Source organism: Konateibacter massiliensis, assembly GCF_900184995.1.
GTDB lineage: Bacteria > Bacillota > Clostridia > Lachnospirales > Lachnospiraceae > Lachnotalea > Lachnotalea massiliensis.
Map to the genome: position 1 here is coordinate 1,431,812 of NZ_LT860099.1, position 17,688 is coordinate 1,449,499.

Sequence of the window (17,688 nt, forward strand, 5' to 3'; positions counted from 1 at the left end):
TCCTCCTACTTTTTCTTTCTTGTGACACGTCCTATCTCTACCATAAATACCGGCCTATAGGACAACTTCGCCTTTCTAAGTCCTTCGGCTCCTGTGTCTTCCTCACGGTTTACATAAGTATACTCTGCGCCGTGATGTTCAAGAAATTCTCTGTTTATCATCGGATAAGCTCCGTCTACATCTGCATATGCTTTTTCAATATGAATCACATAAGTATCGTCTGTCAGAGCCTCTCCGACGGTAATTGCCACAACCTTTCCCTGCGCACGGATTAAACCGCCTGTCAGGTTAAGCTCCTTTAGCTTCTTCAAGGCATTGAGCGCCACACAAAACTCAATTGACTTTAACTCGTTTGTGTCACAGTCGTTTTCAGTCCTCCAGCCATACGCCATCTCGATTGCTTCCTCTAGGTTCTCATCGGTGATGTCCTCGTACTGCCAGTTATCATTCATCTTCTTAAATTTATTGATATGATTTTTCTTTCCGTGATACTTTTTTCCTGAAAGATTAATAAGCTTCTCTGTTTCATACACATAGTTCGCCTCGTCGCGATCGTACTCTATCTGAAATTCATCTGGGTACAGCTCTTCTATCACCTGGAATTGCTGCTCAGTAACACCGTACATCTTATATTCCAGCCCGTTTTCCTTACAGTAATCCATTGTGGCATCCATCGCTTTTTTCACATCTGCTCCGCCGATCGGAAAGGAAAAGCTTGGATTTTCACCCTTTGACTTAAATACAAGCATATCCTCCACAACAGCGAAGGTTACCTTGTAATGCGGTTCCCACAAATATATGTTGGCAAAGCTTAGAGAACAACTCCTTGAGCTTTGTTTTTTAATATATGAGCTGATTAGCTCCTTGTCCTCAAAGACTATCTTTTTAAAATTAATATCCATAATTACCTCTGCATTCTAATCTCTTTTGTTACGTTCTTCTTTATTCAATTATCGTTCCGGCTCTCAAAATGTAATTCGCATAAGGGGTCATATCTCCGGTACGCACTGCAAACTTCACATTTCTTGTGAAACTCTTAAAGCCGATGAACGGATTTGCCTCCTCCTTCGCATCCGGCATAAGCTTCTTAACCGCCTCATATTTTTCCTTCTGCTCTTCTCTTAGCTCCTCCGGAATAAAATAGTATTCTATCTTCATCTCCTCTGCCATTGCCTTTAATACGGTGTCTATATCAGGTGTTCCTGCCGTGATTGCCAAGTCGATTGTCAAAATATTGTTCGGGACCGCAAGTCCCGCGTTACAGACTAAAATTAAATCCTGATGCCCTATCTGTGCGATTTGTTTCGCTAGTTCGCCATGAATAATTCCGGTTCGTTTCATCTTATCCTCCTATTTGTCTCTTAGCTGAGTCATCAAAAGTGCTACGCCTTATCTCTCTCTATCCTTAAACTGCATATTATAAAGCCCTTCGTAGATGCCGCCCTTTGCAAGTAATTGCTCGTGTGTTCCTTCTTCCTCAATTCCTTTATCCGTCAGCACAAGAATTTTTTCTGCATTGCGGATTGTGGATAAGCGGTGTGCGATAACAAAGGTTGTCCTGTTTTTCGCCAGTTTTTCAAGGGATTCTTGTACTACTCTCTCGCTCTCATTGTCAAGTGCCGAGGTCGCCTCATCAAAAATAAGAATAGGCGGATTTTTCAAAAATACTCTGGCAATCGAAAGGCGCTGCTTCTGACCACCTGAGAGCTTAATTCCTCTCTGTCCGATATCGGTGTCATAGCCGTTTGGAAATGACATGATAAATTCATGGGCATTCGCATTTTTTGCTGCCTGCAAAATCTCCATATCCGTCGCCTCCGGTTTTCCGTAGCGGATATTGTCCATAATCGTTCCTGCAAACAAATATACGTCCTGCTGCACAATACCTATATTATCTCTCAAATTCTTGATTTTAATCTTTCTGATATCTACACCGTCAATCAGAATGTTTCCCTCATCGACATCATAAAATCGCGGAATAAGACTGCAAAGCGTTGTCTTTCCGGCACCTGACGAACCTACTAAAGCAATGTATTCTCCCTCATTCACCTTCAGATTAATATCGCTTAGCACATCTTCATTACTCTCATTATAGCGGAAGGTCACACCCTTGAATTCAATGTCGCCCTTTACTTCTTTTAAGGCAACGGCATCCTTCGCATCTTTGATATCCGGCTGGATATCCAAAATTTCCAAGAAACGCTCATACCCACTATAACCATTTTGGAACTGCTCGGTAAAGTTAATCAGCTTTTTAACCGGCTCGGTAAAATTATTGATGTATAGCAAAAAGGTAATCAAGTCTGTAATCTGCAATGTATTTTTTGTAATCAGAAGGGCTCCTGTCGTGACAACTCCGATTGTAATCATTGTTGTCAATGCACCAAGTCCAGAATGATAACCTCCCATATAAAGATAGCTTGTCTTTTTAGAGCTTACAAATCTGGCATTTCCCTCATGGAATTTCTCCATCTCAATTTCTTCATTCGCAAAAGACTTTACGACGCGGATTCCTGACAGATTATCCTCAATCTGGCTGTTGATATCCGCTATTTTCGCTCTATTTTCCTTAAATGCACGCTTCATCTTGCGATTAAAATAAACGGCATAAATCACCATAACCGGCACAAAGGCAAATGCAATCAACGTCAGCTTTGGATTGATGGTCGTCAGAATAATAAAGGAGCCTGCAAATTTAATGATGGAAATAATGACATCCTCCGGCCCATGATGTAAAAGTTCTGATATTTCAAATAAATCATTGGTAACTCTCGACATCAATTGCCCGACTTTTTGATTATCATAGAAGGTAAAAGAAAGTTTCTGATAGTGGGAAAAGATTTCATTTCTCATATTAAATTCCATTTTTGCTCCCATGACATGACCATAGTAAGCAATAAAGAAATTACAAAAGGCTTCTATCAGCACAAGACCCATCAGCCCAATTCCAAGCTTAATAATTATCTGAACAGACTCGTCTACCCCCATATATACGACCGTAGAAGTAATGTAGCGCACAATCAGCGGTATAACGAGTGTCACCGATGCTCCTAGAATTGCAAAAAACAAATCGGCAATCAGCCATTTCTTATACGGTTTATAATAACTAAATAATTTCTTCCATTTCTGTTCCATTTCTCTGTCCTCTTACTTATTATATTGTTTCAAATTAAATCACGCAAACGTTTTTTAACCGATTGTAATATCATACCACATTTCTTTCGTTGTGAAAAGAGCTTCCCAATTTTTCCTTTTTTCAATTCTTAAATTTGTATAAACTATTCAAAACCTCTGTGACTTTTGTACCAGTTTATGGTATGTTAATTACTATAATAAGAAAAAAGGCAGGTATATCATATGAATAAGATAAAAGCTGTAATTGTTGATGACTCTTCCTTTTCTATCGCATATATTCGAAGCATTCTGGAGGAAAACGGAATCACTGTTGTCGGTGAGGCCGATTCGCTTGAGACAGTTAGGAGTGTCGTGGCAGAGACAAAACCGGATCTGGTTACAATGGACATGACCTTACCGGGAACTGACGGCTTAGAATGTACCCGTGCTGTCCATGAGATTGACAGCAGTATCAGAGTTGTTGTGGTAAGCTCCATGATGGACGATGAGATTGTGGAAGAAGCGAGGAAAAACAAGGTATCCGCTTATGTACAAAAGCCGGTTGACGCTGATGAGCTTATCACGGCAATTGATCGTATTATGGCAACGGACAGGCTCTTTGAGCTTTTAGATGCAGAATACGCCGCGGTATTTAAGGAAGGCCTTATGGATGGATTAAACCGCATGACCAAGACTCCCCTTACTTATAAGGAAGAATATTTCTCCAATAAAGAATATGAATCGAATGGTATGACAGTGATTGTCGGAATTATCGGAACATTCTCGGGAAGAATGCTTCTTGATTTTTCCAAAGAAACCGCTAATGCTCTGGCAGCTGCCCTCCTTAGGCGTGAGCCAAAGGATATGGATGAACTGCTCGCCGCTTTAGGTGAGTTTTCCAATATCGTCTCCGGCAATGCTTGTTCAATATTAAACAGAAAAAACAAAGCATTGGGGCTTCGTGTGGCTCCTCCGTCCATTCTGCACGGAGACAGCCTGTATATCTCTACACCTAGCTTTAAGACAACAAGCGCGATTGCCAAGACAGCTTTCGGTGACATGTTACTTAATGTAGGATTTCAAAGGAGCGAATAAAAATGGATATCAGATATGTAAACCCTTTCGTTGAATCATTTACTTCGGTAATGCCCCAGCTTGGTTTCACAAGTATTGTAAAAGGAAATCTCAGTGCCAAAGGAAAAGAGTTGATAAGCTCAGGAGTTATTATTATTGTCGGAATTGTGGGCACAATTAAAGGAAATGTTGTCTACTCGATTGATATGGAAAGTGCAAAGAAAATTGCTTCCCAGATGATGATGGGAATGCCTGTTGAAAGCCTTGACGATATGGCAAAAAGTGCTTTGTCAGAGCTCACAAACATGCTGACCGCAAATGCAGCCACCTTCTTTTCTCAGTTGGATATTCCGATTGATATCTCCACACCGACACTGCTGCACGGTGAAAATGTAACGGTTGAGATGAGTTCCAACAAGGTGCTCTGTATTCAGTTGCTTGCTGACCAAATTCCGGTTGATATTAATATTTCTTTTGAGAAATAAGTATTTTCTTACATAGCATAAAGAATGTGCAAAACATATTCTTCGCGCTCGGCAAAGTGCGCAGAAAAAACAGCCAAGTTCCTCATGAGTGAGTGACTTGGCTGTTTTCGTACGTATTTATACTATTTTTCTGCTTTCAAAAGTTGAATCAAACCAATCATTCCTCCTACCGCCACCGCTGACATCAGATGACACATCAAAAAGGTTCTCTTCAATATCTGCTCCTTCGGAAGCGGAAGCAGATAGGAAAAGTCCGTCAGCTTCTCGCGCCATTCTTTTGCAGTCCGGCTCCAGAACTCAAAATCGGACCATCTCGTGGGTATAAATCGGTCTGGATAGTAGAAATCAAACTGTCCGCTCCCCAAATACAAAACCAGTATAAGTACAAAAAGAACAATATACAGTCCGAATTGCAGCGGAATACTTCTTTTTCTGTACGCCTTTCTGCCGCAATACAGCAATAAATAAAGCCAGATTACAATACTCGGGAAAAGGATGGTATTATGAAGAAGCTTGGCATAAAAACTTCCCTCAATTATCGTTATATAATCAAACGTTAACGCATAATTGCTGATAAAGCTTTTTGCAAGCTCCTCTCCCTGCTCCATATTTCCAAAAATCAACTCCAAATTTAGATATTTCGCATCCTCCTGATAATCAGAGAGAAGTACCATCCGTTCCTTTGATTTCACAATGCCTCGTATCACATATTGCTTATCCTCGTAGGAAATCGTGTTTCCGACCACATTTTTATTCCGGAATAAGTCATACGCCGTCTTGTCATCTATGACACATCCATCCTTGTCATCCTGGTAGCAGAAATTTCCATATAACAGCTTTACTGGGCATATCTCTGCCATTGACCCGTATATCTCAATGATTCTTGTCTCTGCGCTTGTACCAAGCTTTTTATTTTCCAATGTAATTCTTGGTCCCCTATTCCACGCCGTTACCTGTATGGGGGTATGTGCATTGTCTATGCTCTGCGCCTCAACAACTGCTTCCTCCAAATCGCTTTGCTCTACTCCGTTTCCCTCCAAGCGAACACTGACCGTATCATAATTTTTTGCCGCAAAATTCTCCAAATAAACACTATAACCCCAGCTTGCAAAAATCAGTAACGTAAGGAGCACTATTTTTATTCTATGTCTATTCACTCTCATCAATACGCACCCTGTCTCCCACTGCAATCTCCTTGTTACTTCCGGCAATTACCTGTTCCTCATAGGAAAGTCCTCCTTCCACAGCTGCCGTGCTTTTGTCCTTCTCAAGAACGTTGACATCAATTCGAAAAGTAACCAGTTCATCTCCCAAAATACTTTCCTTGCTTTTTGTGACAAGCACATAGGTCTGACTATAGCCATCCTCTCGCAGTGCAGCAATGGGGATGCAATAATCATATTGCACCGACTCCTTACCCCACTCAAAGGATGCACCGTTTCCGATGCGATAGCTTCCCTCCGGCATCTGTACCGTACATGTAATCATTCCTTCCGTCTCCTCGGTTCCAATGGATGCAACCGATGCCTCCACCTTCTCTTTGCTGTCTCCTGCTTGTACCTGAATGGTATCTCCCACAGAAAGCTTTTTTGCCTCTTCCTTTTCCACACTAAATTCCAGCATTACTCCGTTTATCGCAAGGGAAACCACCTCCGAGCCGCTCACTGTGCTTCCCGCCTTAACGTCCATGGATACGACAGTTCCTGCTGACGGTGCCGTGACAATTCCCTTGTTATCCAGAAGTGCTTTCAGCTCCTCCGTTTCTTTCTCCGCCAAATCAATGTCGAGTTGCAGACTATCCGAAGATAATTCCGCCGTTTGTTTTGCATTACTTTGGTTTGTCTGTGCTGACTCTATGGACACATCAGCCTGCTCCAAGGCTTTCTCTGCGGCTGAAAGTGCACTGTTTGCATCACTTAATCCTGCTGTATAATCATAGGAGCCGTCAGTGATGGTATCCCAAGTCTCCTTGGCATCTGCAAGGGCAAGCTTCGCATTCTCCACTGTTTCACTCCACTCACTTTTTACCTTGCTTAGATTTTCCTTTGCATCCTCTGCTGCCTTTTTCGCCTGCGCAAACTCCTCCTCGGTTACAGTCTCTGCCGTGCTGTCTGTCTGGGCTGCTGCCTTCTTTTTCTCTAGCTCTTTTAGTTCCGCCTTTTTGTCCTCCACTTCCTTCTTTGCCTCTGCAACAGCGCTCTCCTTATCCTCCTTCGCCTTTTCATAGGTATCTGACGCAGCGTTATAGGCTTCCTCCGCCTGCTTATCAATTGCATTTTTCGCACTGTCTAAATCCTCTTTTGCCGATTGTAAGCCTTGCTCTGCATACTTTTTATCAAGCTGGGCACTCTTTAATGCAGTTTCTGTATCATTGAGTGATAGTTTTTTCTGCTCCAGCCTGTTTTTCTCCAACACCGCATACTTTTCCTCATATTGCTTCTGTAAGTCCTCCATGTTATAGGAAAAAAGTGCATCTCCCTCCTGCACTGCGGCACCTTCCGCCGCATAAACCTGCTCAATCATAAGGCCTTGCCGCAGCTTCACAATCGTCGTATCTTTCTCCTTAAGTATTCCGCTGCCGTTTATTTTGAAATTTAATTTTGCACTCTGCGCTCTCTCCACGCTAATCTTTGCTGTCATAACAGAGTCAGCGGCTCTTGATAAGAAGGAGAAACCAAACATGGCAATAAAAAACAACAAAAGAAGCTGTTTTGCCGTATTCCGCACTGTTTTTTCCTGTTTCTCAGGCTCCCTTTTCATTTCCTGTTTTATCACTTGCTTTAATTGATCCAGCTTCATTTTATTCCTCCATTTTATTGCTTAATTCCCGAAGCCACAATGCCTTCCTCCAGATACTGCTGCCCAAACAAGAAAATCAGACATGCCGGGGTCAGCATAATGACGGATGCGACAAAGGATACGGACAGCTCTGATACCGATATCTCCGGCAGATAAAGCGACAAGGGCCAGAGTGCCTTCGTCTTTAAAAAGGTCAGCGGCTGCTCCAGCGCATTCCAGTACTCAATGAATTCCAATGTGATGACGGAGACAATCCCCGCCGCAGCATTTGGCAGACCGATCTTAAAAAATATCGTTCCTTCCCCTGCACCGTCTATTCGTGCCGCTTCCACAAGCGCCATCGGAATCGCCTCAAAAAATTTAACCAGAATAAAAACCGGAAAGGTGGCAAACACGTTCGGCAGTATAATCGCCAAATGACTGTCCAGCAGGCTTAAATAATCAAGCACAAGATAGCTCGATACCATCGTCACCTGAAAGGGCATAATCATCAAAATAATATAAAGATAAAACAAAAACCGCTTTCCGCGAAATCGAAACCGTGCGAAGCTCCACGCCGCTGGGAGTGCAATCAAAAGCTGCCCTATGATGCTTGGCACCACCTGCTTCATTGAATTCCAGAACATAACGAAAAATCCGGGAGAATCAAAAAGAAGGCTGACATAAGGCTGCAAGGTCGGATATTGGGGCAAAATATGCCACACCGCCATACCGCCTCCGCTTGCAAGCACACCTCCAAAGCTTTCTAAAATCTCCTGCTTTCCAAAAAAAGAGCCAAATACAATCATGCCGAGCGGCAGCCATACCAAAAGCCCCATGAGACCCAAAACCAAAAGGGAGAGAACACGTTTAATCCTCATTTGCACCTTCCTCTCTCCTCATCAGATGCCCCAGCACAACCACAAGAGAAGTGATGGCTGCCGCAAAAATAACGGCGGCGGCACACATTTTATGTACCTCCAGATTCACAAACCAGTTGTTGAATAAGTGCTGTATCATATAAATGCTTTTATCGGGATAATTGCCCGCAATCAAATACGCTTCTCGAAAAACCTTAAAGGAGTTGACAAGCGAAAGCACACTAATTACAAAAGCAGTAGGAAGCAGCATCGGAAGAGTAATGTAGCAAAACTTTTGAACCCTTCCCGCACCGTCAAGCGCCGCCGCTTCGTATAAGGAACCTGGTATTGTACTAAGTCCCGCAAGCCACAGTATCATGTCATACCCAATATTTTTCCATAAATAACTAAACACAAGCACATGAAACGCATACTTGGAATTCATCCACTCGGTTGGCACAACGTCAAAGAAAAGAAGAAAGGAATTGAGCAATCCGTTTTTGTGAAAGATAATTTTCCACAGCAGGACAACTGCTGCTACGGGTATTGCCATGGGCAGCAAAAAAGTCGTCTTAAAAAAGCTTCCATATCTCTTTTCTCCATAGACAAGAAGGGAGAGCATCAGGGAAAGTACCAGCAACAGCGGGATACACACCCCCGTAAAGCGCAATGTGTTTTTTGCCGCAAGCAAGAAGGCTTCATTTTGCATTACGGTCAGATAGTTTTGTACTCCGACAAAGCTCTTTCCCATTGCATTTAAGACAGACCTTCTCACTGCATCGCAAAAAGGAATTAAAATAAATATCCCGACACCGAGGAGGCTCGGCATCAAAAATACATATGCCTTTGCCTCTTCTCGTCTAAACAGCTTTGATTTCATACTTTACTCCGTTATTCCGCCAGATAGGTACTGATTCCCGATTGGATTTCATTTACCGTCTCTTCTATGGAGGATTCTCCTATATAATATTTTGCCGATAATTGTACGATTTTCTCAATTAGAACCTGATCATATTCAATCGGTACCGCTAGTGTCAGTACCTTATTATATAGCCCGTTTCGGTACTCCTCTTGCGGCCACGTTGCTGACATTTGCTCCCCGCCTTCCAGTGAAAAGCCTACCATCAGGTTATCATTTTGTTCCTCAAACCATGTCTTTAACGAATTTTGGTTGAGCGGAAAGCCGTCGTAGAGATTTGCTGACTGTACTTCTTCCGATAGAACCGCTGTTAAAAACTCTCCTGCAAGCTCCTTGTCCTGGCTGGCACTGTTAATTCCCATTATTCCCAGAGGAATATATGAATTATTTAATGTGCTGTATTCATAAGAGCCGTTCTTGATAACCTCAAACGGCATCATCATATCCATAATATTTTTTATCGTCTCGACGCCCAGCTTTGTTTTTTCCTTGGATAAATCCAGCTCTCCTTTCACCTCAAAGTATTCTAATATATTCGTGATATTCGTATAATCAATGCCGTTTACTTCCTCCAAATCCCCGGCTTCAGCACTATCATAAGACATTTTAACTATCTCCAAAAGGCTTTGCAGAGCTTCTTTATCTATTGTTTTAGCATCCGGTATAACATCTGCATAATAATAGTTTAAAAGCAACCTCACCATCGCGCCGGTATCAGGCAGTACCGATAGCACTTTTTCCCCGTTTGCACTGTCCATATACGCCTCTAAACTTTTGACGGAAGAAGCGACACTTAGTGCCTCTTCTCTTCCATATAGAAGCGGTACAGAAAAACGGGTCGGAACGGCATACAGCTTTCCGTCTTCCATATAGGCATTTAGCATATCCTTTGACAGCTCACCGCTCTCTGTTTTCGGCGAAATCAAGAAACTGATATCCTCCAATACCCCTTTTTCTATGTAGGAGTCTTTTGGAAGTCCGTCCAACAGAATAATATCTGCACCTTTTCCCGCCAGCAGCTCGGTGTTTAGTGCCTTTACATAATCCTCCGCCGTTCCGCTTCCTGTGTCTGCCATCGCGACGTTGTAGGTAATTTTCACATCGGTATTTTCTCGCTGATAGGCTGCAATCGCCTGTCTGATTGTACTGTTTTCCGTCAGGGAATAAATCGTCAGCTCCTTATCCGGCACGCTTGGCACGGTGCTGTCATAGGTGTATTTTAATATCTTCCCTCCACCCTCACTTGAGTCATATACATAAGAGTAAAAAACCGGTTTGCCGTTTTCTTCGCCGTTTTGCACAAGGCCGTTTAAGCTGATACTTGGCATACTCAGGGAGCAGAGTGCACCGTCCACGATATTTTCCCACAAGGTTCCGTCCGGACTTACCTTCGTAATGCCGTCTGTGTCGCCAATATAGATTGTGCCGTCCTCTGCAATATGGAACGTCATATTGCCGCTGTAATTATCAATTGCAATCTCTCTTTCCGTCTTCTCCGTCTCTGTGTTATATACAACAATTTTATCACCTGCCGTGCCGGCAAGAATAATGTTATTTCCCTCCACATCAAACGGTACGCTGTAACGGCTTGCTTTTGCATCAAAAAACCCGGCTACCTCGCCGATTTTTTCGCCGGAAACCGGGTCTAAAATCAAAACTCCATTAAAGGTTGCATCCGTTATCACAATGTTCCCGTTTTTTAACACCTTTGCATCCTCAAGAGTTGGATAAATGGTAAGTCCTTCTGTTTCATTTTCAATCTCCTGTAAGTAAGCTAAATTCAGTGCCTCACCGCTTTGTCTGTCATCGCTCGCCTTCAAAAATCCAGTGTAGGCGATATCACTTCCATAGGCGCTATAAAATGCGTATAACCCGCCATCTTCTCCGTAAAATACATGTATTGCATCCCTGCCGCCGTTCCATGAATCCTCCGTCTCAAGCCACGATGCCGCTTCCTTTGTAAAAGAGTCGTCCGTCTGCTGTGTATAGCTGTAATAGCTCTCTTCTTCTCTTGTATAAATAATCAGATTATCCTCTTCTCCCTTTAATACGGATATCATATTTTCACCTGTCACACCATCGGGCAAAGTAACAGCTTCCTCCATATATCTACCCATAGCAACCTGCTCATTTTTTGTCTCTTGATTGCCATCCTCGCCTGCGGCAGTACCGGAAGTCTCCTTAGACTTACATCCGGCAAGGCTTGTTACGATTAGCAATGCTATCATCAGAATTATCCCTGAAAAATATTTTTTTGTTTTCATGTTTCCTCCTTATTATCGGTATTCTAATTCTACCTACTTATCATAAAGGGCAGTTCTCTAAATAATCTCTAAGAATCAAAAAAATGCAGAAAATAAAAAATCTGCATTCTTTTTAAATTCCTCTTGGCAATTTAATTGTAAAAGTGCTTCCGCCCCCTGTCGTGTCGTCACAGGATAAAATACCACCGTGCATCTCAATGATTTCCTTTGCTATGCTAAGTCCCAGCCCAAAATGGTTTTTATCGTTTCGTGCCTCATCTGCCCGATAAAAGCGGTCAAAAATATACGCCTTCTTCTCCTCTTCAATGCCTGTACCAAAATCAATTACATTGATGTAGAGATAATTTCTTTTCTCATATGCCTGCATCACAATACGCTTATCACGCTCTGCCTTTGCATAGGACAGCGCATTGTCTATCAAAATGGCTAACACCTGCTTTAACCTCTCAAAATCCCCTTGTATGTTGGCAAGAGGCTCATCAGGCAACTGAATGACAAGCTCATAGTCTTTCTTCTTACAAAGTGGCTCTAACAGCTCAAATGTCTCAATAAGCAAAGTGTCAGTGTCGATATGGTTCTTGTGAATGGACCAGTTTTTCGCATCAGTGGAGGCGAGAAGAAGCATCTCGTCAATGAGCTTAGACATTCTCGTACATTCCTTTTCAATGTTGTTTAGGAAGCCCTCCTCCTTCTCCTTGTAGCGAAGAGCCGAGGCGCTTGTCTGAATAACCGCAAGCGGAGATCGAAGCTCATGAGAGGCGGCGGCGATAAACTCAGTCTGTCTCTTTCTATTCTCCTCCACGGGTCTTAAAGAATTTCCTACAAACTTCCAGCTTACCAAATACAGTGCACTGATTCCCAATCCATACACGAAAAACATGAGGATTCCGTTTCGAACTGAGGTAAATCCTACTGGATAATACTGCAGCAACACCACACTCCGATAGCCCTCTTCCAGCTTCAAAATGGACACAGCACCTGAGTATTTCACCTTATCGGAGCCCTTCACCGAATAAATTTGGCTGACAAGCTTGTCCGAAGAGATAGGCGGGGTATTTAAATCAATCTCCTCTTCCGCCGCAAGAGACTTCACCTTCTCGACAAGCTCCCCACGCAATCCACTCTGGTAGCCATAGCCTTCATAATCAATCGGCCTGCCTTTGTCCTCTATATAGATCAGCAGATTGTTTTTATTTTCATAGTCCGCCAGCCAGGAATATTGAATGGTGGAGTCTGTTTGCAGTTTATTTTGTATCGTGTAAAGGCTGCTCTGAAAGCTTTCCAAATTTTTCGCCTTAAATTCTCTGGAAAAACTGATGATAACAACAACAATGACAAACGTTAGAATAATACCGGTCGTGACCGTATATAACGCAGTCAAACGTTTTCTTAGTGTTTGAAACATAATTTCTACTCCATCTCCATCTGATAACCTACTCCATGTATGGTTTTTATTTTGGCACTGCTCTTAACAGCACTGAGCCTTCTTCGCACAAAATAAATATAGTTGTCAATGTTACCCTCTTCAACAAAGTTATCCGTTCCCCATACCTTCGATAATATCTGGTTTCTCGAAAGAACCTGATTTTTATTTTGCATGAAAAATTCCAATAAAAGCGTTTCTTTCTTCGAAAGTGACACTTCCTTTTCCTCGTTTTGCAGGGTGTGAAGCCTTATATCAAGCCGCAGGCTTCCAAGTGTCACAAAATCTGTATCCACCATTTTCCCGGGTCTTCTAAGCAGTGCTCTGATTCTTGCGAGCAGCTCCTCCATCGCAAACGGTTTAATCAGGTAATCATCCGCACCGGCATCCAAGCCGTCAATCCTGTCATTGATACCGTTCATCGCCGTCACCATAATAACAGGAGTCGCTATCCCATCTTCCCGGATTTTTTCCAGCAGAGTCAAGCCGTCTACCTCCGGCAGCATGCGGTCCAGAATAATTGCATCATACGCCCCCTGCTTAAAATAATAGTCCGCTTCATCACCCCGGCAGCAAAAATCAACCTCATATCCCTCCTGTCTTAGCTGGTAGACAAGAGTATCACATAATTCTTTATCATCTTCAATAATCAGCAATCGCATAATGTTTTATATGATGTATTCTGCTGTAATACATGCTTTCCTTTCTTAATTCTTTCATTATTGTATAAAATATAAGTCACCAGATAATTTATGCTATCTAGTATTGTATTGACTTGTTCTTAAATTGGAATTTAATCGTTATACCAATAACCGTCTGTATCTGTTCTGCGGGGATGCTCTTTGAGAAAACGGCTTTTATCTCCAACAATCCAGTAATCACATCTGCTCCCATTAGAGCATGTTGTTTTTCTGATTAATCCCGCATGCATTGCTTCGAATATCGGATAATCCCCATTACATATAGCCGGCATGAGATGTAAGTAACCATGTTGTCTTGCAAACTCGGCAATCGGGCATCTGGAAAAATAATAATGAATTCCTGTTTGCTTATTATAAGGTTCTACCTCCATAATGTAATCTCCATGCCAATCTTTTGCATGCTTTTTATCTGATCTGGCAGTAGCCTTAAATGCAAAATTCATAACTCTTAATAAAATTTTATTATTTGCATTCACGAATTTTCCAAGTTGTTCAAAAGAGGGGCGAAGCAGCTCTATATTCATTTCATAAAGTTCATCCAGTGTCGGCTTGTTTTCCTGAGCCTCATAATATGCAAATAGAGCGATACAATCATAGGTACCACCGGTTCCATTGTGAGTATTCTTAATTCCACCAAGGTATGGAACATCTTTTAAAAATTCCACATATTGTTGCTGAACTTTTTCCCACACATAATCTACTTCGCTTTTCGGATAATGCATAGAAAGATGTTCAAGCATCACTCTTTTTGCCAAATTTGAGTAACATATATGTTTTTCTCTATCAAAGGCAAGTAAGCTTTCATCCATTTTATTAATCTCCCCCACTCTCCCAAAATCTCTCCACAAATTCTGATTTATTCAATTATAGCAGAGAAGGAATCAAAAATAAAGCACTGCATATTTTTATCACAATACACAGTGCTTTAAGATATTCTGTTTATTGCCTTGCAAAGGAAAGCTTTAGCAAAACAGGCGTAATAATTGTTGTGAGGATAACGACAATGAGTGTCGGAAGAAAAATTTCCTCTGAAATAATTCCTTTTTGGAGCCCCAGATTGGCGGTAATAATTGCCACCTCACCTCTTGAAATCATTCCGGTTCCAATCTGTACAGCCTCCTTCTTACTCATTTTAAGAAGCCTCGCGGCACCAGCACAGCCGACTAATTTTCCCAGCACGGCGATTACAAACATAACGATTGTGATGAGAATAACCGTAGTGTTCAGCCCATTTAAATTTGCCTCTATACCCACACTTGCAAAAAAGATAAGGGATAAAAAGCCGGATGAAATTGCTTTTACATTTTTCTCCAGATATTTCTTGTGAGTAAGTGTTGATAGGATAAGTCCGCATATATAAGCACCTGTAATCGCTGCAATACCTAAACTTTCCGCAATATACGCAAGAAATATGGCAGCAGCAATTGAAAAGGTGAGAAATTCAACATTTGGCTTGATACGATCAGTAAAACGGTTCAACAATTTTGGCAGATAAACCACTCCTAAAATGGAGAATAGGCAAAACAGAACTATTTTTACAAAAACATAAACAATTGCTAATGTTCCTACAGAACCGTCATTTGAACCGGAGGTCTGTGCAACAGCAAGCACAACCGATATGAGTATAAGCCCCAGTATATCGTCGATTACCGCAGCTCCAAGTATATTCACACCTGCCTTTGTATTGAGTTTTCCAAGTTCCTTCAGTGTTTCGACCGTGATGCTCACACTTGTAGCGGTCAGAATAACTCCGACAAATATATTTTCCCATAGGTTGTCAAAGAACAGATAAGCGCCTAGCGTTCCCAAAACAAGCGGAAGCAAAATACCCGCTATCGCAATGATCAGAGAGGAAAAACCTGCTTTTTTAAATTCCTCCACATTCGTTTCAAGTCCGGCAAGAAACATAAGCATAATCACACCAAGGTTTGCAAGCAGCTTAATATGGTCGTCATACTGAACAAGGTTCAATACAATCGGGCCAAGAACCACACCGGCTATAAGTGCCCCTAGCACTTCCGGCATTTTCAGCTTTCTGCTTATGATTCCGCCAAGCTTTGTAAATATCAGTATCAGTACAATGTTTAATAGTGTTGTTTCCATGTAGTCCTCCTTTTAGACAAAAAATGCAAAAAAATAGAAAGCCCCGCTAAGGACTTCCCACCCCAAAAGTCGTGTTCTCTTGAATCAAATTTTTTGTTCAACCGTTGCTTTCCGTATCAAATTTTTATTATTGTAACATAAAAAAGCAAAAATTGCAATTTGTGAGTAAAGCAATTATAATAAATTTATTCATTATGAATCTTGCTGTATTCTAATTTTCTTAGCGGCTATACAGCCGCTGGCAATCGTGTTACAGGGTGGTTGACCTTCATTCTACATAGAATGGAGGTGATGCTTATGAAGAATAATTTTAATTTCAAAGATATTATGTCTTTTGGAATGTTTCTCATAGCACTACTGACATTTATTTACCTGATATGCCACTAGCATAACAAAAACCTCCCCTGTACTTTGACCAGTCGGGAAGGTTTCCGTTTCCTAATTAAATAGGCAACCACTCTGTGGCGATTGCCTTTTTGTAATTTTATTATAACAAATTTCCGGGATATTACAAGCATTTTGGGATTGATTTTGAAATGCTTAGATTATTTATATACTATCACATATGGGAAAGGAGCAGTCAAGTGAAACTCGACAGGCTAATTGGCATTATTACAGTATTATTGCAAAAGGGAAAAGTGACAGCACCTTATCTTGCAGAAAAATTCGAAGTATCAAGGCGAACTATCCATCGAGATATAGAAGATATTTGCAAAGCTGGTATTCCTATTATTACACTGCAAGGAAGCAACGGTGGAATTACGATTTCTGAGGGTTATAAAATTGATAAAACACTTTTCACTGAGGAAGAACTGCATGCTGTTTTTGTTGGTCTTTCAAGTCTTGACAGTGTAGCGCAAGATAAAAAATACCAAAATATTATTGATAAGTTTTTTCCTAGCAAGAGCGAGATTTATGCGTCAAACCACATCTTAATTAATTTATCCTCTCATTATAAAAATTCGCTTGCTCCTAAAATCTCTGATTTAAAAAATGCAATTGAAGCTTCTTTTTCAGTCCAATTTACATATTGTAACAGTTCCGGCGAACGACAGGTTGTTTTTAACCCATACTTTATAGTTTTTCAGTGGTCAAGCTGGTATGTTTTTGGATATGATCAAACAAAATGTGAATTTCGATTATTCAAGCTTAATCGGCTTTGGAAGCTTCAAGTGACCGGTCAATGCTTTGAAATGCAAGAAATTCCTGATAAAAAATTAGATTTTAATAAGTATTTTACTGATGAGATACAAGCTGTCATACGATTTGATAAAGCCGTTAAATATCGAATCATAGATGAATATGGAATAGATAGTTTTACGATACTCTCCGATAAACGATTACAATTCGAATTTCCCTTCACCAACAAAGAATACCTGATAGAATGGGTTCTGGGATTCGGTGAGAAGGCTGAGCTTATTGAGCCAAAGGAGTTGCGAATGGAGCTTCTCGACAGGCTGAAAAAAACACAGAATTTATATAGCCAAACATGACATACAGCTGTCATGTTTATTGTGTTATTCTAATAAAAAATCAGGTAGATGAATGGAGTAGGTGAATTATGGCAACATCAGTTGAATTTATTGAATATGTCTGTGAACAAATCAGCGGTTTTGGCATCATACGTTACAAAAAAATGTTTGGCGAATACATGGTTTATGTCAATGATAAACCAGTTCTTTTGGTTTGTGATAACACGGTATATGTTAAATTACTTGACTGCATATCAGAGAAAATGCAAGAAGCGTCTAAAGGTGTCCCTTATCAAGGAGCAAAGGAGCATTATATATTAGACATTGATAATTCCGATTTCAGCAAGGAAATTATCGCTATTATTGAACCGGTGACACCCTTGCCCAAATCGAGAAAAAAGAAACAAGGAATATAGGATTTTTAAGGAGAATACTAGTATGATTAAACGCTTTAGACAAATTAAACTTGCAACAAAAGGCATTAGCATTTCATCT

General features: G+C 41.2%; 16 protein-coding genes and 1 other annotated feature. Of the genes, 4 read left to right on the forward strand and 12 right to left on the reverse strand.

What is annotated here, in order from left to right; translation table 11 throughout:
* Positions 1–5: 5 nt before the first annotated feature.
* From CTY48_RS12425 to CTY48_RS12435, 3 genes are read right to left on the reverse strand one after another with little or no spacing between them, the layout of a single operon-like run.
* On the reverse strand, positions 6–905 hold the full coding sequence (locus tag CTY48_RS12425; protein WP_099468801.1) for a DUF2156 domain-containing protein: 900 nt from the start codon (positions 903–905) through the stop codon (positions 6–8).
* A 37-nt stretch (positions 906–942) separates the two neighbouring features.
* Positions 943–1,341, reverse strand: a complete 399-nt coding sequence (rbsD, locus tag CTY48_RS12430) for a D-ribose pyranase (RefSeq protein WP_099468802.1) — start codon at positions 1,339–1,341, stop codon at positions 943–945.
* A gap of 48 nt (positions 1,342–1,389) precedes the next feature.
* Positions 1,390–3,135: an ABC transporter ATP-binding protein gene (locus CTY48_RS12435; RefSeq protein WP_099468803.1), complete on the reverse strand. Its 1,746-nt coding sequence runs from the start codon at positions 3,133–3,135 to the stop codon at positions 1,390–1,392.
* Between the two features lie 222 nt (positions 3,136–3,357).
* On the opposite strand from CTY48_RS12435, the gene CTY48_RS12440 reads away from it, so the two are divergent.
* Both CTY48_RS12440 and CTY48_RS12445 read left to right on the forward strand, forming a co-directional pair.
* Positions 3,358–4,209, forward strand: coding sequence for a response regulator (locus CTY48_RS12440; RefSeq protein ID WP_099468804.1), 852 nt, complete (start codon positions 3,358–3,360; stop codon positions 4,207–4,209).
* A gap of 2 nt (positions 4,210–4,211) precedes the next feature.
* Complete coding sequence (locus tag CTY48_RS12445; RefSeq protein WP_099468805.1) at positions 4,212–4,673, forward strand: chemotaxis protein CheX; 462 nt, start codon at positions 4,212–4,214, stop codon at positions 4,671–4,673.
* A gap of 122 nt (positions 4,674–4,795) precedes the next feature.
* On the opposite strand, the gene CTY48_RS12450 is transcribed toward CTY48_RS12445, so the two are convergent.
* From CTY48_RS12450 to CTY48_RS12490, 9 genes are all read right to left on the reverse strand, one after another.
* A complete protein-coding gene (locus tag CTY48_RS12450) occupies positions 4,796–5,836 on the reverse strand; it encodes an ABC transporter permease (RefSeq protein WP_099468806.1) in 1,041 nt (346 codons plus the stop codon).
* Entirely contained in the window at positions 5,823–7,472 is a 1,650-nt protein-coding gene (locus CTY48_RS12455; RefSeq protein ID WP_099468807.1) for an HlyD family efflux transporter periplasmic adaptor subunit, read from the reverse strand. Before CTY48_RS12455 ends, CTY48_RS12450 begins: the two co-directional genes overlap by 14 nt.
* A 14-nt stretch (positions 7,473–7,486) precedes the next feature.
* Positions 7,487–8,332 (reverse strand): carbohydrate ABC transporter permease, encoded by an 846-nt coding sequence (locus CTY48_RS12460; protein WP_099468808.1) that lies wholly within the window; start codon positions 8,330–8,332, stop codon positions 7,487–7,489.
* Positions 8,322–9,191, reverse strand: coding sequence for a carbohydrate ABC transporter permease (locus CTY48_RS12465; RefSeq protein WP_099468809.1), 870 nt, complete (start codon positions 9,189–9,191; stop codon positions 8,322–8,324). The genes CTY48_RS12460 and CTY48_RS12465 overlap by 11 nt, the downstream gene beginning before the upstream one ends.
* 11 nt (positions 9,192–9,202) lie before the next feature.
* Positions 9,203–11,494, reverse strand: coding sequence for an extracellular solute-binding protein (locus CTY48_RS12470; RefSeq protein ID WP_099468810.1), 2,292 nt, complete (start codon positions 11,492–11,494; stop codon positions 9,203–9,205).
* 112 nt (positions 11,495–11,606) lie between these two features.
* Positions 11,607–12,899, reverse strand: a complete 1,293-nt coding sequence (locus CTY48_RS12475) for a sensor histidine kinase (RefSeq protein ID WP_099468811.1) — start codon at positions 12,897–12,899, stop codon at positions 11,607–11,609.
* Between the two features lie 5 nt (positions 12,900–12,904).
* Complete coding sequence (locus CTY48_RS12480; protein WP_099468812.1) at positions 12,905–13,579, reverse strand: response regulator transcription factor; 675 nt, start codon at positions 13,577–13,579, stop codon at positions 12,905–12,907.
* A gap of 131 nt (positions 13,580–13,710) precedes the next feature.
* Entirely contained in the window at positions 13,711–14,427 is a 717-nt protein-coding gene (locus tag CTY48_RS12485) for an L-2-amino-thiazoline-4-carboxylic acid hydrolase (protein WP_099468813.1), read from the reverse strand.
* 130 nt (positions 14,428–14,557) lie between these two features.
* A complete protein-coding gene (locus tag CTY48_RS12490) occupies positions 14,558–15,721 on the reverse strand; it encodes a cation:proton antiporter (RefSeq protein WP_099468814.1) in 1,164 nt (387 codons plus the stop codon).
* A 51-nt stretch (positions 15,722–15,772) separates the two neighbouring features.
* Positions 15,773–15,824: a sequence feature (sodium ion sensor (DUF1646 type); this cis-regulatory element may regulate processes involved in with the transportation of sodium ions), on the reverse strand.
* Between the two features lie 481 nt (positions 15,825–16,305).
* On the opposite strand from CTY48_RS12490, the gene CTY48_RS12495 reads away from it, so the two are divergent.
* Both CTY48_RS12495 and CTY48_RS12500 read left to right on the forward strand, forming a co-directional pair.
* A complete protein-coding gene (locus tag CTY48_RS12495) occupies positions 16,306–17,214 on the forward strand; it encodes a helix-turn-helix transcriptional regulator (RefSeq protein WP_099468815.1) in 909 nt (302 codons plus the stop codon).
* A 68-nt stretch (positions 17,215–17,282) separates the two neighbouring features.
* Complete coding sequence (locus CTY48_RS12500) at positions 17,283–17,609, forward strand: TfoX/Sxy family protein (RefSeq protein ID WP_099468816.1); 327 nt, start codon at positions 17,283–17,285, stop codon at positions 17,607–17,609.
* The last annotated feature ends 79 nt before the right edge of the window (positions 17,610–17,688 follow it).